Consider the following 20,716-nt stretch of genomic DNA (forward strand, 5'->3'; position numbering starts at 1 on the left):
ATCTGAAGATCCCAAGACTGTCCCTGTTTTATTGAATTAACGTTCTCCAAAACACATTATATTCTCTCTAATCGATTTGAATGAGCACTTTACCTTCTTCTATTTTGACAGGGTATGTTTTTAAAGCGATGCATACGGGACGGCGTTTAGCTGCACCAGTAGGTATGTCAAAACGGCCGTTATGCTTCGGGCACTCAATAACATCACCCATAACCAAGCCGGTAGCCAAATGTATTCGTTCATGCGTGCAGTATCCATCGGAGGCGTAGTAAACACTGTTTTCCGTACGGTAAATGGCAAATGTCCGATCCTCATGATCAAAACGTATGACATCCTCCACATCGATATCCTCCGCGGCACATGCTTCGACCCACTGTTCGTTACTCATTGTTCTACTCTCCATTAGCTTGTATTTTAGTTATCGTTTAACTTACCGCTGTTCCATTAGAAACTGCTGCATTTACGTCAGTTTCCTGCCTGATACCGTATAAATAAGGCCGAGCTGTGTCCGGCAATGGCCGCTCGATCACATAGGCTGGATTTTCCTTTTGTCTGATCAGCGCTGAAATCACTTCTTTCAACGCAGCCCAAAGACTGGGGCTTGGAGTTGGACAGTCGTGCTTCATCTCTTGATGAAGCTTAGGCAACGCGTGATAGGGAACCATGGGAAACATGTGGTGCTCCGTATGATAGTTCATGTTCCAGTACAGAAACCGGAATATCGGATTCATATAAACGGTACGGGTGTTCAGTCGATGGTCGAGAACATCCTCATGCAGCCCCAGATGCTGTGTGATGCCAAAGAGAAGGACGACAACGCCACCATAGAACGACGGCAAAAAGATGTACAAAGCGGGCAGTATGCTTTGGGTATATAAACTTGCTGCAATGACGCCAAGGATTATGAGCACGTATATACGTGCTTCCCAAAACGTTTTCCCATGCTCCGAAGCAGGAATATATTCTCTTTCCTGTTTGTCCAGCAGGCCGAAGAAATGTAAAATAAATCGTTTGATCTCAACAGGACCGCCATACAAATGAAAAATTTGCATGATTATGATTTTCCACACCGGAGGTCGCTCTGTAATGATCTCCGGGTCGCGTCCAACGATGATGGTGTCCGTATGGTGACGAGCATGGCTCCATCGCCAAGGCGTTGCCGACCGTAAAACCATGAAGGAAGCGATTTGGTAAATGACCTCGTTCATCCATGGTGTTTTAAAGGCTGTTCCATGTCCACACTCATGCCACCTGGAATCTCCCGGTGTCGCATAAAGGATGCCATATGCCAGGAAGGCGGGAATCGCCCACCATGTGCCCCATGCTTGATAAGCGATAAAACCCAATACAGCAAGAGAACCGAACCAAATGAATGTGTCCCTGATAGCAGGACCGTTCTTTCTCTTCATTAACTCTTTCATGCGCTGACGGGGGATTGGACTCGTATACCACTCGGCTGTCGCGAGTCCTCTCTCTTGCGCGCGCTTATTCTCGGGGCCGGTAATGCTGTAGTCTCTTTTTTGTGGATTCGGAGCCATGAATGATTCCTCCTTTGCCTGTCATACGATTAGGCTGATTAACAGCCGTTCTTCTTTAATTTGTCATCAAGGAATTTTTTCGCGCGTGGAATGTCCTGCTCATCCAGATGCTCAATAATGATCGGTATGTTCGGATGAAGCTTAGACAGCCTTTGCAGATACAAGTCATAATTCAGAATGCCCAATCCGGGGGCCGGAAGCTCTACCGCCCCAGCTCCTCGGAACGTATGCGATTCCACAGCGTCGATTGTGGCGTGCTTTTCGGAGGTGTCTTCGGCAGGCTTGCAATCTTTTGCATGAGCAATCTTGATTTTGTCGCCGAGCGTATTGAAAATGAGATTAAGTTCATCATCCACTTGGTGAATATTACTGTCCGTAAAATAGTTGGTAGGGTCCATCAGCAGCCCAAGACCCGGATGATTAACGTCGGAAAACAAACGTGCCAATTGATTGACCGATCCAATGACATTATTCACGTAGTTCTCTACAAGAAAGACGGAACCGTGATCATAAGCGAATTTGGCCAGATCCTCCAGTTGCCTGCACACTTCCTCATACGCTTCCTCGGTGCCATTCTTCTCGTTCCATACCCAATCGCTTTCCGTATGATAGGTGCCCGTCTCGCTGATTACGTAGGGGGTGCCTAGATCGCGTGCAAACTTTAAAAGTGTTTTCAATCCGAATAGATTTTGTTCCCGTTTCTTCGGGTCCGGATGAATAATATTGGTGTAACCTGAGATGCAGACGATTGGTAAGTTAGCGTCCCTGAAAGCATCGCGGATTGTATGGCACTTCTCTCGTGTAAGTGACTCGAAAGATAGATCCATGTCCTTGAAAGACAGATCAAGCTGAACGGAAGAGAAACCGTCCTTTTGAATTCTCGAAATTGTCTCCGCTAGCGTGTAGGGATAATACCCATTGAAAATACCTACTGAAATCATGGTTGTATGCCTCCTTCAAAAGTGTAAGATTGATACTGGCTTTCTATCTCCGTAATGGCAATCGTACGCTGTTCGGCAATGGACTTATAGCACGCATCCACAAGAGCTATCGATTTCAAGTTATCCCTGCCGCCTATTTCCGGTTCGCTATCCGTTTCTACCGCACGAAGCAGCTGCGCCATCGTTCCTTGAAACGCATCCGGAAACCAGACTCCGTCCCATTGAGGTCGGTGCCAGTGATTCGGAGATTGCTTCGTTGTGAACTCAAGTGTGCTTGGCGTTCGTTCGGGATACGACGGCCAACCTATATACCCTTGGGCGATGCCGTCTAGTCCTTCGACTCTCCATTTGATGTATAGATCCTTCTCAGTACCCTCGCCCGGCCAAGCCCACACATCATCTAAACTAGTGGCTAACAGCTCACTTGCATATTGGAATGTGTATTGGGAAATTCCGTCGATATGTTTAAACGACGTCCGAGGGTCTCTGCGCGTAACAGCGGTGATCTTCTCCGGATCGCCGAATAGATAGCGGAAAATATCGATATGATGGATACCCATATTGAGGATTTCGATGTGCTCATACTTATGCAGGAATTCCTGCCAATGAGGTATCGCCCGCATTTCAATCGTTGCAAGGACAGGTTCGCCAAGATATCCCTTGTCTAGGATTGTTTTCAGCGCCCGCATCGATTGGTCGTAACGCATGTTGGAATTGACGGCGATTTTGATGCCGGCCCTTTCACAGAGTTCAACAATTTCAAAAGCTTCGTGAGCGTTCATAGCTAGCGGCTTTTGACATAGAATTCCTTTTATGTGCTCTTGCTTAACCGCCTGTCGAACAACCTCCAACTGTCGATCCGGAGGAATCGCGATATCCAGAATCTCGATCAGCGGATCTTCGATCAGTTCTTCCCATGTACGGTATACCTGCGGGATATGCCGCAATTCTGCAACAGCCTTGGCATTTTCAAACGATCTTGAGCTAATGGCGTATGGGTTAAATCCTGCATCCCGATAAGCCACAAGATGGCAGTCCCGCATAATGAATCCGGAACCGATGCAGCCAATTCGATAATCTTTACGCTTTGGCATTTCCGGTTCGATAGGTAAGTTTAAATCCATTGTCTGCACAAGATATTCCTCCTTCTTTGACCTTCCATGTGTGTTCACACCAATTAAAGCGCTTTCTATTGTTTGATTTCACACCCCTTATTTCGTGGATTCTATCCATAAGCAGGTCGTAAAACTCATTTTTTCACCTGCCTTTATGCCCTTAACGCCTGTCAGTTCATGCTCATAGGGAAGATTAAACGCATCTGTGACGCATGTGTATGGCTCCAGCGAAAATGCCGATCCCCAATTAGGACGGAACAACACGACAAAAGGAAATTGACGGTCGATCTGATAGGCAATGGCATACCCGTGATCCATCATTTCAATACGGCAAATGCGATCTTCATCCTCGCTATCCATGGTCAACAGTGAACAACCGAGCTGCGGATAGTCTGAGATCTGGACGCCTTCTTTAAGAGTTCGGCTTAAGTGTGTAATAGTCGGCCTGCCCGTCACGAATGCTTCATTCGTCACTGGCCATTCCTCAGTCGTAGGAACCTTCAACACGATCTTCTCTCCGCTATCAAAAGGAACTGAAAAATAAGGATGCAGTCCGAAAGCAAAGGGAGCTTCGTCCTCCCCTTCATTCACAATCGTTCCGTTCATGTATAGACGACCCTCATAGAGACGGTATGTGAGCGTGAATGAAAGATGATGAGGGAAATAAGCTATAATATCTGGATTCAACTCATAACGGAAACGGCTGATCACAAAAGCTCCGCTTTCTAGCGTTGCCCCGTATTCGAGAACTTCCCACGCTCTGGAGCAAATTTCGCCGTGCAGATGATTGGAGGGCGGCTCGTTCAATGGCAAGTTGTACGTCCGTCCGTGAAATGAAAACCGACCATTTTTTACGCGATTGGGTGGAAACAAGATCGGAGTTCCGTATTTGAAATTGGCAAAGGGTTCATTTCTTAGCATATGTAAGCTTACCGGAGGCAAAATAACGGGATGTCCCCCGCTTTCGAAGCGAAAGAGATTGTTTCCTACCTCCGGTATAATTTCTGCGGTTGCATCACTTCGTGCGTCGTTTAAAACAATAACCGAATACCCTTCATTTATGATTGATTTTGCGGAATATCGACTCATGAGGCACCACCCTATTCAATATTCAACAATACACTGATCTGACAATTGGTATGCCCATATGGAATGTTCGCGCTTTAATAAGAAGTTATTAAAAACCTTCTAACTCAAAAGTCAGAAGGTATATTAAATAATCCTTAATTACTGCTGCTGTTTTTAACGAACTCTGAATTTATTAAAATAATAGCATGGTATTATCTGGAATTATATAGGTGTATCCTGCTTAGATGAACGAGAAGCTCAGTCAGATATACACCTATTAATTATCGGATATTCGCGAATCCTCACCTCTCTGCTGCGGTGTTGGTGGAGCGACCGAAAACTTATAAATTATGTAGCAATAAGAAAAAGCCTTTTGCAGCAAATATTCGCGCAAAAGGCTTCCTTCCATCAGAACAGTATCATTCATTTTTATTCGTAATGTGTATTCTTCCTTCGTCGAATTGGACGTCCTTGTTCAGGCTTTCGCCGACAAACCGCAGCGGCACCATGGTTACACCATCTTTAATCATCGGCCATGTATCCAGCCAGGTTGGTACGCCGTTCACATAGGCCATATATTGGTGTATCTGCAGCTTAATTTGAGTATCCCCCCGGGTCAGGGTTACGGTTTGATCCTCACTGTTCCATCCTACCTCCACACCCATGGCTTCACTGATGAACCGGATCGGTACCATCGTTCGTCCATTGAAATAATACGGTGCAACCTCCAGCTGTTGTTCTTTGCCGTTCACTCTGACCGTAGTGGAATCAATTTGCATATAAATATTTTCCAATGGACGCATCGTTCCTAAACCTTCCATTGGTGTAACGTACTCGAATTCGCCCCGGCTGTTCTTTACGTAGAAACCTAATTCAATCCTATCTTTTTTGGTCGTTATTTTATATTCAAAATCATTCATGGATTGCTTAAGATCAGCTTCCTCTTTGGACAGCGGCGCCGCTTTGCCGATTAGCCGTTCATCCTGCAAGTAGGTCACTTGCCCTCCATCATTTTTCCAATAAATCTCCAAGCCGTCCTTGCTTTTCCCTGAGGCATATTTCCCTTTAATCAGCCATGTTCCATTTTGATCCAGTTGGGTAGCCTCTACCGTTAAATTATCAACAAGATCGCGCTGCGTATCCATATAGATGATGGTTTTGGTTCCATCCGCCGTTGCAGCCGACATCACTACTCTTGTCGAATACCTGTACGGATCGGCACTGTAGGTTACGTTGAACTTGTTGTCTACGATCGGGATGGTTTCGTAGTATCCACTAACCGTTACCTTCTCTACGGAATCTTGAACTTCGCCGCTAACTTTAACATCGTACAGACCTGATGCCGGATTGAAAGTCGCGGTAGCCGTCGTATTCGAAAGGTTAAACAAGCTGCTGTTTTCTCCTGCCGTTACTGTAACCGGACCGAAACGCTTCCCAGCCGCATTGAAAACATAGTACTCCGTTCCGGGTAGTCCGACATAGAAGGATGTTGTTCCATCAGACTTGATGATAGACTGTCCCATCGTTATGGTCTGACCTGACTGTATGAGCATAAGACTCACCGTCGACTCAGGTGTACCGCCTTCGACCGTGACGATATTGGTGCCTCCTGTAACCTTAAGCGGATTTACCTTAATAGGACTGGCTGTTGGCACCGGTATTGGTGTCGTCGATGGAACAGGTGTTGGCGTTGATGCCGGCGTCGAAGATGGGGCAGGTGTCAGTGTTGGATTGGGAGTCGTAGACGTATCCCCCTGCGGCTTTTTGAACTTTATAGGTTTGGAAACTACCGTTCCCTTCGGCGTTTCGATCTCCAACACATAGTACTGCGTTTCCTTTATTGTGCCGTTATTGCTGGCGTACAAGTCCCAGTTAACCGTACCCTTATAGGTACCGACAGGCTCCTTTACATCTTTACGAAAACCGGGGTTAATGATATCGGTTCCTTGCATAATGCCAAGCAGCCATCCGGTTGTGGCACGGTTGGTCCGCCATACGCCTTGGTAATTATCCTTGCCGTAGTCATCGGTCGAACGAAGCACGACCGCGTGAATGGTTGTTTCCTCTTCTAACTTCAGCGAAAGCTTGTAGTGGCCGTCCTTGTTGCCCTCCGGCGTAAAATCCGCCGCACCGACAATGTCGGATGCCGTATCCTCAAGGCTGAATCCTTTAATCTCCACTCCCCCAGGAGCTGTCTCACCGAAAGCAAACGCAATACCGGCAGCGGTCAAACAGGCGGCCAGCACACATCCCAGCATGGTTGATAACATCTTTTTGTTCATCATTAATCCATATCCACCTCATAAAAAGCCTCTATGGCTTTATTATGATTGATAAATCGGATACTGAGGAGGTTGAACTTTTATCCCCCCCCCTTATGGAACAATTCTAATTTAATGGGCATTTCACAGTTCAAACACAAATGTGATGTTTCTCAAGAATTCTAACTGTTTCAAAATTAGATGGAATAATTTTAATCCCAAACAATGTTACAAAAGGTTCCCTTTTCTGCGGATTCATTCGCTTTCAAACATAATAATGCACTAAGCAGACCATCATCTAACGTGGTTGCAGATTTCGCTTCCCCGCGTAATACCTTCAGATAATTACTTATTAGCTGTTGATCCCCTCCCCCATGGCCGTCATAAGCATCCAAATCGAAATTATAAGTTTCCACTTACATGCATGCCCGACTCATACCGTAAAAGAGCACTTCCAGAATCTTCATTACCGGTGTCCACAGCAAAGCTGCAAAACTCGCCCAAATCATGATGGACAGCACTTTCCGTACAAGTATGCTTCTCTTCACATTCCCTTAAACAATAGAATAAACTGATAATAAAAGTTTAACTCATATGAAGAAATCGTATTTGTAAGTCAGATGTAAATCAGATTTTGAACACAAAGAAGGCTGCGTATCCTACGGGCAGCCTTCATGTGTAATATATTTAAGACTAAATCAATTATTATCGCTTCTGGTTCTTATAACTCAGTCATTCTTAAGTTACTTTGATTTTCAATAGTCTGGTTTTCGTGACCATACCCGCACTCTCCAGAGTCCTTTTAGAAGCTTCGTTATAGTACCAACATCCACTTACAGGCTTAATACCCTGCTTATCACACCATTTCCTTAATTTTAAAATAATGACTCTCCCAATTCCTTGCTTTCTATATGCCTCATTAGTTAACATACCTATGCTTGCTAATCCTTTGAACATCTTAGACTTCTCAACTACTCCGATTCCAAGCAACACAGCACCTCTATAGTAGGTGAAGAGTTCTCCACTGGCAATCCGCCGTTCGTATTGGTCAAGAAAATCTCCACAGATTTGTTGTATTTGTTGCAGATCTTCTAGATTAGCAGGGCGAAATGATTCATCACCTGAAACATTACTCTCTATTATGTCTGCTTGATTGTCTTGGAAAAAGTAAGCTTGTTTGTTGATTGTGAAGTCCTTATCTAACGCTAGGCTTACAAATAGTTCATCGCAGGTCGGAACGAAAAGAGAGTTCACAGTATTACGTTCTAGCACTTGGTTAAACATCTTCTGCGAGTACATTTGGTAGGGACGACTGATGTAGAATTGGGTAAGAAGTTCATTATTGTGAATTGCATAGTAACCCAGTACTTTTGATCCCTCTTGGATCATGTAAAAAGTCGAGGTTAGAATATGATCCTCCAAGAAGGAGTCAAAAGGTGAAGATAGCCCGAGGATGTATTCTTCAATAAGATATTGAATTTCATTGATAAGACATTCTTTTGTAATCATCCCAAGCCGTCCTTTCATGAGAGACTATTAGTAATTCCATAGTAAATGATGCATTTCATAAATTAAAGGGAAAGTATTCGTTAATCTAACTTGCCCGTTTAATTCCCCGTGAGTTGTCGAACATCACCAACTTTTATTAGAAATATGTTTCTCTATTTAATTCCAATTCCTTTTTTATTGTGTTAATCTGCCCTTTACTTGAATAGCAAAAGAGGAGCTGCCACAAAGCTAGCTCCTTCAGTATCGGCAATCGGACTTTTTCTTTTTACCCGACATTTTTATTGTATTCGTGTCATCACATTCACAAATGAATAAACCTTCTTTGAATTGCGTAAAATACCGTTGTTTCCAATTATTACATCACTTACGGGACAATAACGAAGAGGTAGCTATGACCAATGAAGAATATCTTAAACATATAAAAGAATTGATAAGTAATACTGCCCAAGATAGCATCGAGTACGTAATATTGTGGAAAGAGCATGTGTTGTTTACCTGGCAGTGGTGGTTTAGCCTAGTTTTATTCGTCGTTCCGATTATTGTTTGGTTTTTTATTAGGAAAAAAAATAGCACTGATCGCTTGTTATATCCAGGCATCATTGTACTGCTTTCGGCGTCCTGGCTCGATTTTATGGGAAATAATTTTGGTTTATGGTACTATCCCTACAAACTAATTCCAAGTATCCCTCCTTACATTCCTTTTGAAACATTCATTGTTTTTGAAGTGATGCTCTTACTACAGTACAAACCAAAGTCTTCTCCTTTTCTAAAGGCGCTCATATTGGGGCTGTTTAACTCATTCGTATCCGAGCCTTTATTGAGTTGGTTAGGAATTTATGTGGTGGTACATTGGAGTAATTTCATATCACTACCTATTTACATTTTGATATATTTATTGGCGGATTATTTCTCGAAACGAAACAAAATGAATAATTTGGATGCTCCATAATAACATGACTCTTTGGTTGGGTAGCGATATTAATGCAAAAGTTCAATATTTATCTGCCCCCTCTTGCCCCCGCACTGATAAATATTGCGTTAAGTTGGGTCATCTCCAATCCATCATTTCACCACATTCAGCCCTTCCTCTTACTTATCGCTGCGGAGACGATCCAAAAGTACTGCAAGTACGATAACAACACCTGTAATAACCGTTTGCCAAAAGAAGCTGACATTTAAAAGTGTCAATCCATTTCTTATTACACCCAAAATTAATACACCAATAATCGTCATCTGAATTCGGCCAATTCCCCCAGCTAGGCTCGTACCGCCGAGAACAACGGCAGCAATGGCATCAAGCTCGGCCATGCTTCCAGCATTCGGCTGACCGGAAATTAAACGCCCTGCAAGTACTACGCCAGCTAATCCCGCACATAAACCACTAATGGCATACACATTAATTAATGTCTTTTCAACCTTAATACCTGTTAATCTCGCTGCCTCTTCATTTCCCCCAATCGCATAAATATGTCTGCCAAACATCGTGTATTTAAGTACGATAAACATAACAATATAGACACTGAGCATAATGTATATGGGGGTTGGAACCGATAGGATCTTCCCTGATCCAATAAACTTAAACGGTTCCGAAGCCAGTATGGTAGGTAATCCCCCGCTAATCACGAAAGCAGCGCCTCTAATATAAGTCATACTGCCTAATGTAACAATAAAGGATGGAAGTTTGGTTCTTGCAGTCAGAAAACCATTGATCCAGCCTGCTGCATATCCCACCGCAATCCCAGCGAACATGGCAATAAAAGGGTTAACTCCTAGTTTTGACAACATTACGGATACGACGCCAGAAAGTGCGATAGTCGATCCCACGGATAAATCAATCCCGCCCGTCAGAATAACCAGGGTCATACCCGCTGCAAGAATTCCGATAACGGACGATTGCTTTAATATATTGAGAATATTCCCCGTATCGGTGAAATTAGGTGCAAAAATGGCGAGTATGATACAAATAGCAACTAACACAATTAACATGCCTAGTTGATTCCAAATTTTTCTCATGGATAATCCAACATTCATTTTTTTATTAACAATTGCTTCCATTCCAGCACTCATTTGATCTCCCCCGTTGCATAATACATGATTTTTTCTTGCGTCGCGTCTTCCCGCTGCAGGTTTGCCCGTAATTTACCCTCATGCATAACAAGTATACGATCACTCAGCGCTAATATTTCTGGCAGCTCAGAGGAAATGACTAACACAGCAAGACCATTTTTTGCTAATTTACAAATAACTTTATGAATTTCAGTTTTGGCGCCAATGTCGACACCTCTTGTCGGTTCATCTAACAAAAGCACTTTAGGCTGGATGGATAACCAACGTGCAAGCAGTGCTTTTTGCTGATTTCCTCCGCTCAAGCTGACCACCTTTTGTTCTTTGTTTGCCGTTTTAATGCCTAATTCACTTATATACCTATCAGCTTCATTGCTTATTTGCGACCAATCTAAGAGGGCTGCTTTTCGATATTTATACATTTCAGCCATCATAATATTTTCTTTGACAGACATATTCAGGAATAGCCCTTGCTCCTTACGACTTTCCGGAACATGAGCAATACCATATCGTATAGCATCTTCTGGAGAAGAGATTTTCACCGATTGACCGTTAATCAGAATTTCACCTGCCGTTATTTCTGATAAACCAAAGATCGCTCTGACTAGTTCTGTTCTTCCTGCCCCTACCAATCCTGAAATCCCAACAATTTCTCCTGAATGCACCTTTAGCGAAATATCCTTTACATTTTTGTTATCAGATAAACCTTTAACCTCTAAAACCGGTATTTTATCTTTAATCCAGATCGTATGTGAAGGCGGTTTTTGAAATAAATCGTTTAATTCACGACCAACCATTGTCTTAACCAGATGCTCCGGATTGGTTTCGGCGATAGGAATCGTTGTAATCCACTCTCCATCACGCAAAATGGTACAACGATCAGAAATTTTAAAAATTTCATCCATACGATGTGAAATGTAAACGATCGCAACACCTTTTTGTTTGAGTTCATTAATAATAATAAACAGCTTATCTATTTCTTTGTGTGTTAACGAAGCTGTTGGTTCATCCATCACTAGAACTTCTGCTTCTATAGATAGGGCTCTCGCGATTTCCACCATTTGTTGTTGGGCAACACTTAAAGTTGAGACATATGATCTTGGATCCAATTCAGATCCGATTGATTGTAATAAGAAATGGGCTCGCTCGTGAACTTTCTTCCAGTCCACCATACCGAACCTATTTTTCGGGAATTTGGTTCCCATCAATACGTTCTCACCGATGGTTATATTCGGTGAAAGATTAAGCTCTTGATGAATGACACTAATGCCTTTCTCACGCGCTTCCATCGCATTACGCCAGGTAATCGATTTGCCTCGATACATAATCTCGCCGTTATCTGGACGGTATATCCCTGCCATAATCTTCATAAGCGTCGACTTACCGGCACCGTTCTCTCCCATTAAAGCATGTACTTCACCTTTATGCAGATCGATGTTTATGTTTTTTAATACGGTAACCCCAGAGAAAGACTTGGAGATCGCTCGCATGCTTAACACTTGTGACGACGATTCAGAGGAAATGTCTTTTTCAACTTCCGATTGCACAGCTTCCATGTTCTCACTCCAACCAATTTATTTGTTTATATCAATGATTGAAGGCTGAATAATTACGATGCGGTACCCGCAAGCAGGAACCACATCGTAATCATGACTCCATATTACCAGCCTTTATAGTCTTTTACGTTTTCCGTAGTGATGAAGTCAGTTGGAAGTTTAATTAATGGTTCCACTTTTTCACCAGCAAGAACTTTAAATGCCGTTTCAACCGCAATAGTAATCATATTAAAAGGATTTTGTGCTGAGCTTCCAACATAGCTTTTGTTTTCTTTCAGTGTAGTCACTGCATCCGGAGATCCATCCACACCGACGATAAACATTTCCTTGTCGCGACCTGCTTGCTCTGCAGCAATTTTGGCGCCAATACCTGATGGATCATTAATAGCAAATACGGCATCAATTTTTCCTTTACCGTTTGCTTGTAGGATGGTTTCCATTTTTCCAAGTGATGTTTCACGATTGCCGTTACCATTTTGATTAGCAACTATCTTAATTCCCGGAGCTGCTTTGAGAGCTTCATTAAATCCTGCAATGCGGTCTGTTACAGCAGATACCGGCGGACCATCTAGTACGGCAATATTTCCTTTTCCATTCAACCGTTTAACTAAATATTCACCTGCTATTCTTCCTGCTTGAACGTTATCGGAAGTTACACTCGCATTAACGCCACCTTCAGAAATGGTATCGACAGAAATGATGGGGATACCGGCTGCTTTAGCTTGACCCACTGCTGCTGCAATACCTTTGGTATCTACGGAACTTAGAATAATCATACTTACCTTTTTGGTAATAAAATCTTCGATTTGAGCGGTTTGTGTAGCCAAATTATCTTCTGCGCTAACGGCGATAACTTCACCACCGTGTTTCTTAGCAGCTTCAGCTGCACCTTTGGACATCGCTACGAAGAAAGGATTGCTTAAGTTTTGTACAGTCAAACCGATAACTACTTTTTTCCCTTTTGCCGGATCTGCTGCTTTAGCTGTACTAGCTGTTTCTGCTGGCGCCCCAGTTGCTGCTGCGGGTTTGGTTTCCGCTGCTTTACCACAAGCCGAAAGTGCAAATACAACAAAAAGCAATAAGATCATTTTCATGTTTTTCATATTCAAATTCCTCCGAATTATTATAATTTTTCAAAAAATAAGTTTGGCGAACAATAGGAAGATATGTGATAATTAAAGTGTAAAACTCTTTAGCATGTTCTTTTCTCCCTCCTTTTTTTTGGATACAACCAAATCCCCCAAATGAAGTCACGCACGATTGACACTAATTACTTACCTAAAAGTAGTCTCACCTCCCTAAATGAGTGAATGGTTGTTTGATGTGTCTTAATCATACCTGTGATAAAAACAAAAAATAATAGAAAATTCTCTCGTAACTGTTGAAATTTCTCTACTAAACAAAAAAGCCCTGGCCTGTTATGAATCAGGCTAGGGCTATATTTCGTTACTTCTACTACCTCTGAAAACTTATACTCTTCACACCAATTCGTCTTGGTTGCGCTTATTCCTGTATCAATAATCGGTAAAGCACTACAGCCGTCTCAGCCCTCGTCGTATGATCGAATGGATGAATCTTCCCATTGTTTCCTTCAATAATATGGGATTTCACAAGAGAAGAAACACTGTCAATGGCATATGACGAAATATCTTTACTATCCTGGAATACAGTCAAATCCGATATTGTACCTTTGGCTGCATCGCGTTTCGCTGCAGCCATCGCTCTACTCAGCATAACTATCATATCCTGCCTTGTAATGGAAGCATTCGGGTTAAAGTGACTTCCATCTATGCCATTGGTAATGCCCAGCTTTTTGGCGATGCTGACCGCTTCATAATAATAATCATCCGATTTAACATCATCAAAGTTGGAATCCGCTTGGGCCGTTAATTCAAGTGCGCGTACAAGCAGCAGAATAAAGTCTGCCCTTGTAATATCCTCTTGCGGAGCAAATGCTGTCTCTGTTGTGCCTTGAATAATGCCTTTGGATGCAAGGAGTTCGACCTGCTTTTTAGCCCAAGCATAATCATTAAGATCATCGAAGGACTTATTCACGTAAGCAATTGCATAATAGCTGAAATGGATCGTTTTAAAGACCATTTCACCTGTTGCTTTATTAAATTTGGCATTCGGAACAGGCACGATGCTGCCGGATGGATCCAGATACCAGACAACTAAATGATCTGTATCGTTCATTTCTTCTGCTGTAGGCGTGTATTTGATAGCTACCTGTACCGGAGCATCCGCATTACGCCATGGAATAACTTTACCATTCAAAGTGGCAATTAATTCAAGAATTGGTCTTGCTCCGATTTCTGATTGTTTGCCGTTACCAGCTGCATCACGATCAACAAGGGTCATACTTAATACAATGTTGTCATTCTCATTGAACGCGCCTTCGGTAAACATCTGACTCGATAAAGTCATGGTGCCTATTGGACTACGAATTTCAAATTGTCGATTAGCATGATCACTCGATAAGAACGTAGATGGTATCTCGATGCTATACCCTTTAACATCATCCGCTTTGTCCAATTCGATTGTAATCTTTTTGATGCCTTTAGCGTCAGTTTTGGCTGCATCCAACGCTTTATTCAGCGTCTCTTTCGAAACTTTACCCAAAGCAATTTTATTAATTAAGCTAGTCGGAATAACAATTCGGCCCTGATTGTTAGGCGTTGTACCCGCTCCTGTAGTTAGCGGGGGCTCCGGCGCAGGATCTGGGTCTGAATGAGTTTCATTTGATTGTAAAACCGTGACAGAAGCTGTTGTCACATGACCTTTATACGCAGCTGTAATCAAGGTTTGACCCGGTCGCTTCCCATATACGATGCCGGCATCATTCACGATAGCTACAGAAGGATCAGAGCTTTTGAAGACAGCTTGGTCCGTAACCATTTGTTTGCTTGTCAGTTCGCCAAATCCGTACACCGTTAATGGCATACCCTGCAAACCTCCATAGACGATTCCCGTTACAGAATTGCTTGCATCTTCAATGGCACCGCCATATACCTCTTGACTTACGGTTTGAATTATTGGATTTAAAACAAGAGCCGATACAACGGTGGAATGGGTTCTATTCGTTCCAAGCGTGTAGCTTCTATTATCCATTTGAAGCTTCTTGATCGACCTATCCGCCCAAATGCTGTCAAGCTGATAAATACTTAAGGAGTTGACGTTCACTTCCCCATTTTTTGCATAAAGCTCAAGTCCCTTACTGTTCGAATCAGGGAATATTTGATCTGTGAAAACTCCTCTTCCATCATTTGCAAACACTTCAAGGGTATCCTCATCCACGAAGATATGAAGTTTAATTTTGTTATTTTCCGGAATGAGAGGAGCTTCTTGTCGGACAGGGACAATATCACTTACTTCTGGTCCTCCTGAATGTGTGCGGTCTACAAACACTTTTCGACTCAAAGTGTCATACCCGATCACTGTCTCCTGCGTATCGGACTTACGAACCTTGAAGCCAAATTCCGCTGCATCCTGCAAATCAAATTCCGCGACAATTTCCATTGTGCTTCCATATACAGCTTGCAGGACATTGTGACCCGGTTGAACTTGGAAATTGTTCCACTGCAGAACCGGCTTTCTTAACTGTTCCAGCTGCTTAACCGGCTCTTGAACTAGACGAATTCCATCAGCAGTCGTCTTAAGCTCAATGGTGCGTGGAATGCTCATTCCACCCCGCCAAGTACTTGTAGGCGTATTGCTCGCATATCTCCAGTTATTCATCCATGCGATCCATATTGGTCTTCCTTGCTCGTCTCTAATATTGTCCCATGTTACTGCCGCATAAAAATCTGAACCAAAGTCAATCCAATTGGATTGTTCAGGAGTTGGCAGTTCATCCGGTGTAAAGGTTTTACCATCGAACGTGCCGATAAAATACTGCATGCCCGACCCTTTACCTGGAGGTTGAGGATCTGTTTTGATGTTTCCGTTACCGTCGCCGCCACTAATAATCATAACCCATTTCTTGTTGTTCGGATCTCCATCAATCGAAAGCTCGATCAATTCAGGACATTCATAGATACCGAAATGTGAGCCAAGACCGCTATAACCGAATGAGCTTTCATAATTCCATTCTTTTAAATTTGTCGATGAATACAACTCGACCTTATTACCAACTGCTAATTGCATGATCCATTTTTGAGTGTCATTATGCCAGAATACTTTAGGATCCCTGAAATCCGGCGCATTGCCCTTCGGCTCCCTTAAATCCGCTGCAGCATCTGGCAACAGGACTGGATTTCCATCATATTTGATCCATGTTCTGCCTTTATCCTTACTGTAAGCAATACTCTGCACCTGTTTCGCCCCATTTTGAGTATAGAACGCTACCAGACCTGATCCTTCTTCATTAAAGAATCCAGATGTGTTATTCGCATCGTATACAGCACCACCAGAGAAAATAGCACCGTGCTCATCAGGCGCCAAAGCTACTGGAAGCTCTTCCCAATGTGTAAGATCTTTACTTACTGCATGCCCCCAATGCATCTTATCGAAGGCAGGAGATGTGGAGAATGGCGTATGCTGGAAAAACAGATGGTACTCTCCATCAAAATAGACCATACCGTTCGGATCATTCATCCAATTTTTCTCAGGTGTAAAATGGAACTGTGGTCTGTATTGTTCTAAGTATTTTTCACGCGGAATACTCAGTTGAAAATCATCTACACTCATATATCCGAAAATCCCTGAAGTTTTATTGTCTACAACTTTAAAATATACTTCTTCCCCCAGGTAAGCTGAAGCATCCCATGTAACATCCTGAAATATGTCTGAGTCCGATCCTGTGGCTCTAAACAGTTCCATATGATCAGAAGCTCTGACTAGAGCTACATGCAGTTGAGCAGCATCTTTGCCTCCAGCGACCAAAAAGCTCAGAATACCAGTCCCTGTAAATTGGAATACTTTGGATGACAATGTACCTGTCAAGGCAGGGTTACTCACTTTATTCCCGTTCACATAATACGTTCCATAGTTTCCATTCCCGGGTAAATTTGAGACAGAATCTGCGAATGCTTCACCTTCCAGCGTCCACCCAGACAAATCGCCAGTTTCAAAATCAGGGTTTTCCAATTGTGAAACAGCATTCACTGTCACAAAGCGATCCAGGTTGAGATGTCCCCATCCTGCAGTTGTTTGATCCACAATCCGGAAATACAGTTCTTCACCGGCATACGGGGTAGCGTCAAAAACATGCTCTGAATATTGTTCATCACTATTACCTGTAGTCGTGTAAAGAATCTCGCCTGTTCGATCCCTTACTAGCGCAACATATAAGTTGTCAATATCCGAACCACCGCCCAACAGGAAAGTTAATCTTCCCGATGTAGGGATATTCTTATCGCCCAAAGCGATGAAATGGCTGGATTCCATAATTCCCTTTCTGCCATCTCCACCGCCATGAAACCCCCAGAGATGATAAAGTCCATTGTGCTTAAATGGCTTTGTTCCCCAGAATTTATCCTGCGTAGTAATCGTATTATCGAAAGCGTTACCCTCAACGACCTTCCAACCACGCAGGTCCCCGCTTTCGAAATCGCCATTCATAATTTCATGAGACACATAGTAGTTGAAATCATCGAAATTAATATGACCTGTCGCTACATTGTCGACTATAGTGAGATAAAGCTCTTCGTTTATAAATTTCGAAGCGTCCCAACTAACGGTTTGATAACTTTGAGAGTTGTTACCTGTTGCTCTAAACAATTCTTTATGGTCGGAAGCTCGAACTAATGATACATAAAGATGGTCAACGTCAATATCTCCGCTAATTTTAAAATTAACAGTCCCTGTCCCGGCCAGCCTGAATGTACTGGATGTTAAAGTGCCTGTCGCTTCGTTATTTCCAATAACATGATAATTGCGCTGTTGCCCGTAGGCATTTCCCGAAGAATCAGTGTCCTGATCAGAAACTGAAAATGCGTTTCCACCTACTGTCCATCCAGATAAATCTCCTATTTCAAAATCTTCATTATTCATCATATAAGAAGGAGAACCTGTATTGCGAACATGGAAATCGTCGACATTCAAATGTCCTGATAGGCTATTATCCATAACTTTCAAAAACACCTTTTGCCCTAAGTAGGCTTTGGCATCCCAAACGATCCGTTGAAGAGATTCCGTGCTTACCGCACCATTTGCCGGAGTCTCACTGAATAAGATTGAATCGTCTTCCGCGTTTACTAATGCAACGTAAAGGTTATTCGGATCATGATTACCGCTTAACATAAAGTTAATTTCACCGTTGCCGCCAAGTTTAAAGACTGACGATTGGAGAGAGCCTATTCTTGCATCCGCATTACCCGAACCGTCGCCAGCTAAGCCTTGAATATAGTAATTGCCTATTGGGTTGATTGGGTCTTCACCCGACATTGTCTCAGCGGAAACAGTTCCTGTAAAAGCATCACCTGCAGCTTGCCAGCCCTCTAAAGTCCCTGTTTCGAAGCTTGGATTCAAGATTTCGGCCGGATCGTTGTTGAATACATGAATATCGTCAAGATTAACATGCTGCCACCCGCCGCCAGGCACACTATCCACTGCTTTTAGATACACTTCCTCACCTATAAATGCAGAAGCATCCCACACAACTCGATCAAACCCCTCAGAGCCTGCATGAGCTGTATGCGTGGATTTGATCAGTTCTTTCCCGTCAGAAGCACGAATAAGCGCAACATACTCCGTTTGGGGGAAATTACCTCCGCCTAGCATGAAATTAATTTCACCATTCCCGCCAAGCACAAACGTGCTTGATTGGATACTGCCTTCCTTCCAATCATCACCCCAGAAGTGGTACTCACCGACTTTATTAATCGGGTCAGGATGCCAGTAATTTACTTCAGAAGTAACCCGACCAGGTGCCTCTGCGCTCGTAACAGTCCAACCCGTCAAGTCCCCCGTTTCGAAGTCAGGATTCACAATGTCATGAGGCAGATTATAAACATGGATATCGTCAATATTCACGTGCTGCCATCCGCCTGCTGCTATCTGGTCCACAAGCATTAAATAGACTTGCTCACCTAGGTAAACCGAAGCATCCCAAGTCACTCTTGCATACGCCTCAGAATTTGCAAATTGTGTATGATTTGCTCTCATCAGTTCCGTATTGTCAGAAGCACGCATTAAAGCAACATACTGCGTATCGAGATCTCCGCCACCCATCATGAAATTAATCTCGCCAGTTCCACCAAGGACAAACACACTGGATTTGATAGATCCTTGCTTCATGTCATCGCCCCAAAAATGGAACTGACCTGTCTTATTAATCGGAATTCCATACCAATAATTTACGGTTGGCGAAACTTGACCGGGCGCTTCTCCGGATACAACGGTCCATCCTGTTAAGTCGCCTGTTTCGAAGTCAGGGTTCACAACGTTATGAATTGTATTATATACGTGGAAATCATCAACATGGATGTGTCCTTGACCCAGATCAACAGCTTTCAAGTAGACCACTTCGCCTAGATGAGCGGAAGCATCCCATATCACTCTTTTCATGGATTCGGGACCGTCACCTAGAGAAGAACCGGTTGCTCTGTATAATTCTGTATCATCGGACTCTCTGACTAGAGCAACATAAGTATGATCCATATCATTCGATCCGCTGATAAGAAAGTTTACTTCGCCTGTACCTTCTAGCTTGAATGAGGTAGACTGCAGAGAACCTGACTTCGCTTCTGCACTTCCGGCATCACCGGTCAAGCCGGTTACAAAGTACTTTCCTTTTTGATAATAAGAGGTTTGATCCTCACCATAAGCTACCGCGTTTGAGACTGAAAAAGCATCGCCCTTAGCGTTCCAACCACTCAAGTCTCCCGTTTCGAAGCCTGGATTCTCAATACTATTCGTTACATTGTACACTTGAAAATCGTCCACATTAATGTGCTGACTTGTGCTATTGTCCACAACTTCAATATAGAGATCTTCTCCTATGTAATCTTGAGCTTGCCAATTCACTCGTACATATCTCTCAAATTGATCCGGCAATGCGAACCCCGCGCTTTTAAACAAGATTGTTTGATCAGAAGCGCGAACGAGAGAGACATACAGATTGTCGATATCATTGCCTCCGCCAACTAAGAAGTTAACTTCACCATTCCCGGAAAGCCTGAACGTACTCGATTTCAACGTACCTGTTCTTGAATCTGAGATGTTTTTGCTGCTATCGCTTGGATCTATTGCCTCCGGATTCCATCCCCATGCATGATAAGTCCCGTTCTGTTTAAAAGTATGGTCTCCCCAAAAATGCTGGGTAGATGAGGGCAGATCGCTAAATGCATTCCCCGTTGTCATCCATCCTGATAGGTCGCCAGCTTCAAAATCAGGATTTTCAATTGTGACAGGATGTTGTAAAGCATTCGCGGCTGTTGATATTCCACTAAAAGAAACAACATTAGAAAATAACATTAAACTAGCTAAACCTAACGCAACATTACTTTTTACCTTTCGGGCGCTAATGGCCATTTTTGTAACCCCTTTCACAAAATAATGGATCGATTGTTTTAAATATCCTACAGGAGCATTCCTATGTTTCTACACCTCCCTTCGATACACTAATTACACCGTTTTCCGGACGGTATATCCCTGCCATAATCTTCATAAACGTCGACTTACCGTGCCTGCTGCTTTGGCTTGACCCACTGCAGCTGCAAT

At 43.1% G+C, this 20,716-nt stretch carries 13 protein-coding genes; 1 reads left to right on the forward strand and 12 read right to left on the reverse strand.

Translation table 11 applies throughout. The annotated features are described in order from the left end of the window. Positions 1-67: 67 nt before the first annotated feature. The 8 genes from QFZ78_RS11855 to QFZ78_RS11890 all read right to left on the reverse strand — a co-directional run bounded on the left by QFZ78_RS11855 (position 68) and on the right by QFZ78_RS11890 (position 8,432). On the reverse strand, positions 68-388 hold the full coding sequence (locus QFZ78_RS11855; RefSeq protein WP_307547667.1) for a MocE family 2Fe-2S type ferredoxin: 321 nt from the start codon (positions 386-388) through the stop codon (positions 68-70). Positions 389-425: 37 nt separating this feature from the next. Further along, the gene (locus tag QFZ78_RS11860; RefSeq protein WP_307547669.1) at positions 426-1,538 is read right to left on the reverse strand and encodes a fatty acid desaturase family protein; all 1,113 of its coding nucleotides are present in this window, start codon (positions 1,536-1,538) and stop codon (positions 426-428) included. A 38-nt stretch (positions 1,539-1,576) separates the two neighbouring features. Further along, complete coding sequence (locus QFZ78_RS11865; protein ID WP_307547671.1) at positions 1,577-2,479, reverse strand: sugar phosphate isomerase/epimerase family protein; 903 nt, start codon at positions 2,477-2,479, stop codon at positions 1,577-1,579. Then, positions 2,476-3,603: a Gfo/Idh/MocA family protein gene (locus tag QFZ78_RS11870; RefSeq protein WP_307555632.1), complete on the reverse strand. Its 1,128-nt coding sequence runs from the start codon at positions 3,601-3,603 to the stop codon at positions 2,476-2,478. The genes QFZ78_RS11865 and QFZ78_RS11870 overlap by 4 nt, the downstream gene beginning before the upstream one ends. Positions 3,604-3,690: 87 nt before the next feature. Next, on the reverse strand, positions 3,691-4,683 hold the full coding sequence (locus QFZ78_RS11875; protein ID WP_307547673.1) for an aldose 1-epimerase: 993 nt from the start codon (positions 4,681-4,683) through the stop codon (positions 3,691-3,693). A gap of 398 nt (positions 4,684-5,081) precedes the next feature. After that, on the reverse strand, positions 5,082-6,947 hold the full coding sequence (locus QFZ78_RS11880; RefSeq protein WP_307547674.1) for a copper amine oxidase N-terminal domain-containing protein: 1,866 nt from the start codon (positions 6,945-6,947) through the stop codon (positions 5,082-5,084). 188 nt (positions 6,948-7,135) lie between these two features. Continuing rightward, positions 7,136-7,339 carry a hypothetical protein gene (locus tag QFZ78_RS11885; RefSeq protein WP_307547676.1) on the reverse strand — a complete coding sequence of 68 codons (204 nt, stop codon included), beginning with the start codon at positions 7,337-7,339 and terminating at the stop codon, positions 7,136-7,138. A 322-nt stretch (positions 7,340-7,661) separates the two neighbouring features. Further along, positions 7,662-8,432, reverse strand: a complete 771-nt coding sequence (locus QFZ78_RS11890) for a GNAT family N-acetyltransferase (protein WP_307547678.1) — start codon at positions 8,430-8,432, stop codon at positions 7,662-7,664. A 391-nt stretch (positions 8,433-8,823) separates the two neighbouring features. Between QFZ78_RS11890 and QFZ78_RS11895 the strand changes: the two genes are divergently transcribed. Then, positions 8,824-9,381: a CBO0543 family protein gene (locus QFZ78_RS11895; protein ID WP_307547679.1), complete on the forward strand. Its 558-nt coding sequence runs from the start codon at positions 8,824-8,826 to the stop codon at positions 9,379-9,381. Between the two features lie 140 nt (positions 9,382-9,521). Here the strand turns inward: QFZ78_RS11895 and QFZ78_RS11900 are convergent, their stop codons facing one another. The 4 genes from QFZ78_RS11900 to QFZ78_RS11915 all read right to left on the reverse strand — a co-directional run bounded on the left by QFZ78_RS11900 (position 9,522) and on the right by QFZ78_RS11915 (position 20,527). Beyond that, on the reverse strand, positions 9,522-10,499 hold the full coding sequence (locus tag QFZ78_RS11900) for an ABC transporter permease (protein WP_307547681.1): 978 nt from the start codon (positions 10,497-10,499) through the stop codon (positions 9,522-9,524). After that, positions 10,496-12,052 (reverse strand): sugar ABC transporter ATP-binding protein, encoded by a 1,557-nt coding sequence (locus QFZ78_RS11905; RefSeq protein WP_307547683.1) that lies wholly within the window; start codon positions 12,050-12,052, stop codon positions 10,496-10,498. The genes QFZ78_RS11900 and QFZ78_RS11905 overlap by 4 nt, the downstream gene beginning before the upstream one ends. A 104-nt stretch (positions 12,053-12,156) precedes the next feature. Continuing rightward, positions 12,157-13,155 (reverse strand): substrate-binding domain-containing protein, encoded by a 999-nt coding sequence (locus QFZ78_RS11910; RefSeq protein WP_307547685.1) that lies wholly within the window; start codon positions 13,153-13,155, stop codon positions 12,157-12,159. Positions 13,156-13,555: 400 nt separating this feature from the next. Continuing rightward, positions 13,556-20,527, reverse strand: coding sequence for a GH32 C-terminal domain-containing protein (locus QFZ78_RS11915; RefSeq protein WP_307547686.1), 6,972 nt, complete (start codon positions 20,525-20,527; stop codon positions 13,556-13,558). Positions 20,528-20,716: the final 189 nt, after the last annotated feature.

Source organism: Paenibacillus sp. V4I5 (assembly GCF_030817255.1).
Classification (GTDB): Bacteria; Bacillota; Bacilli; order Paenibacillales; family NBRC-103111; genus Paenibacillus_E.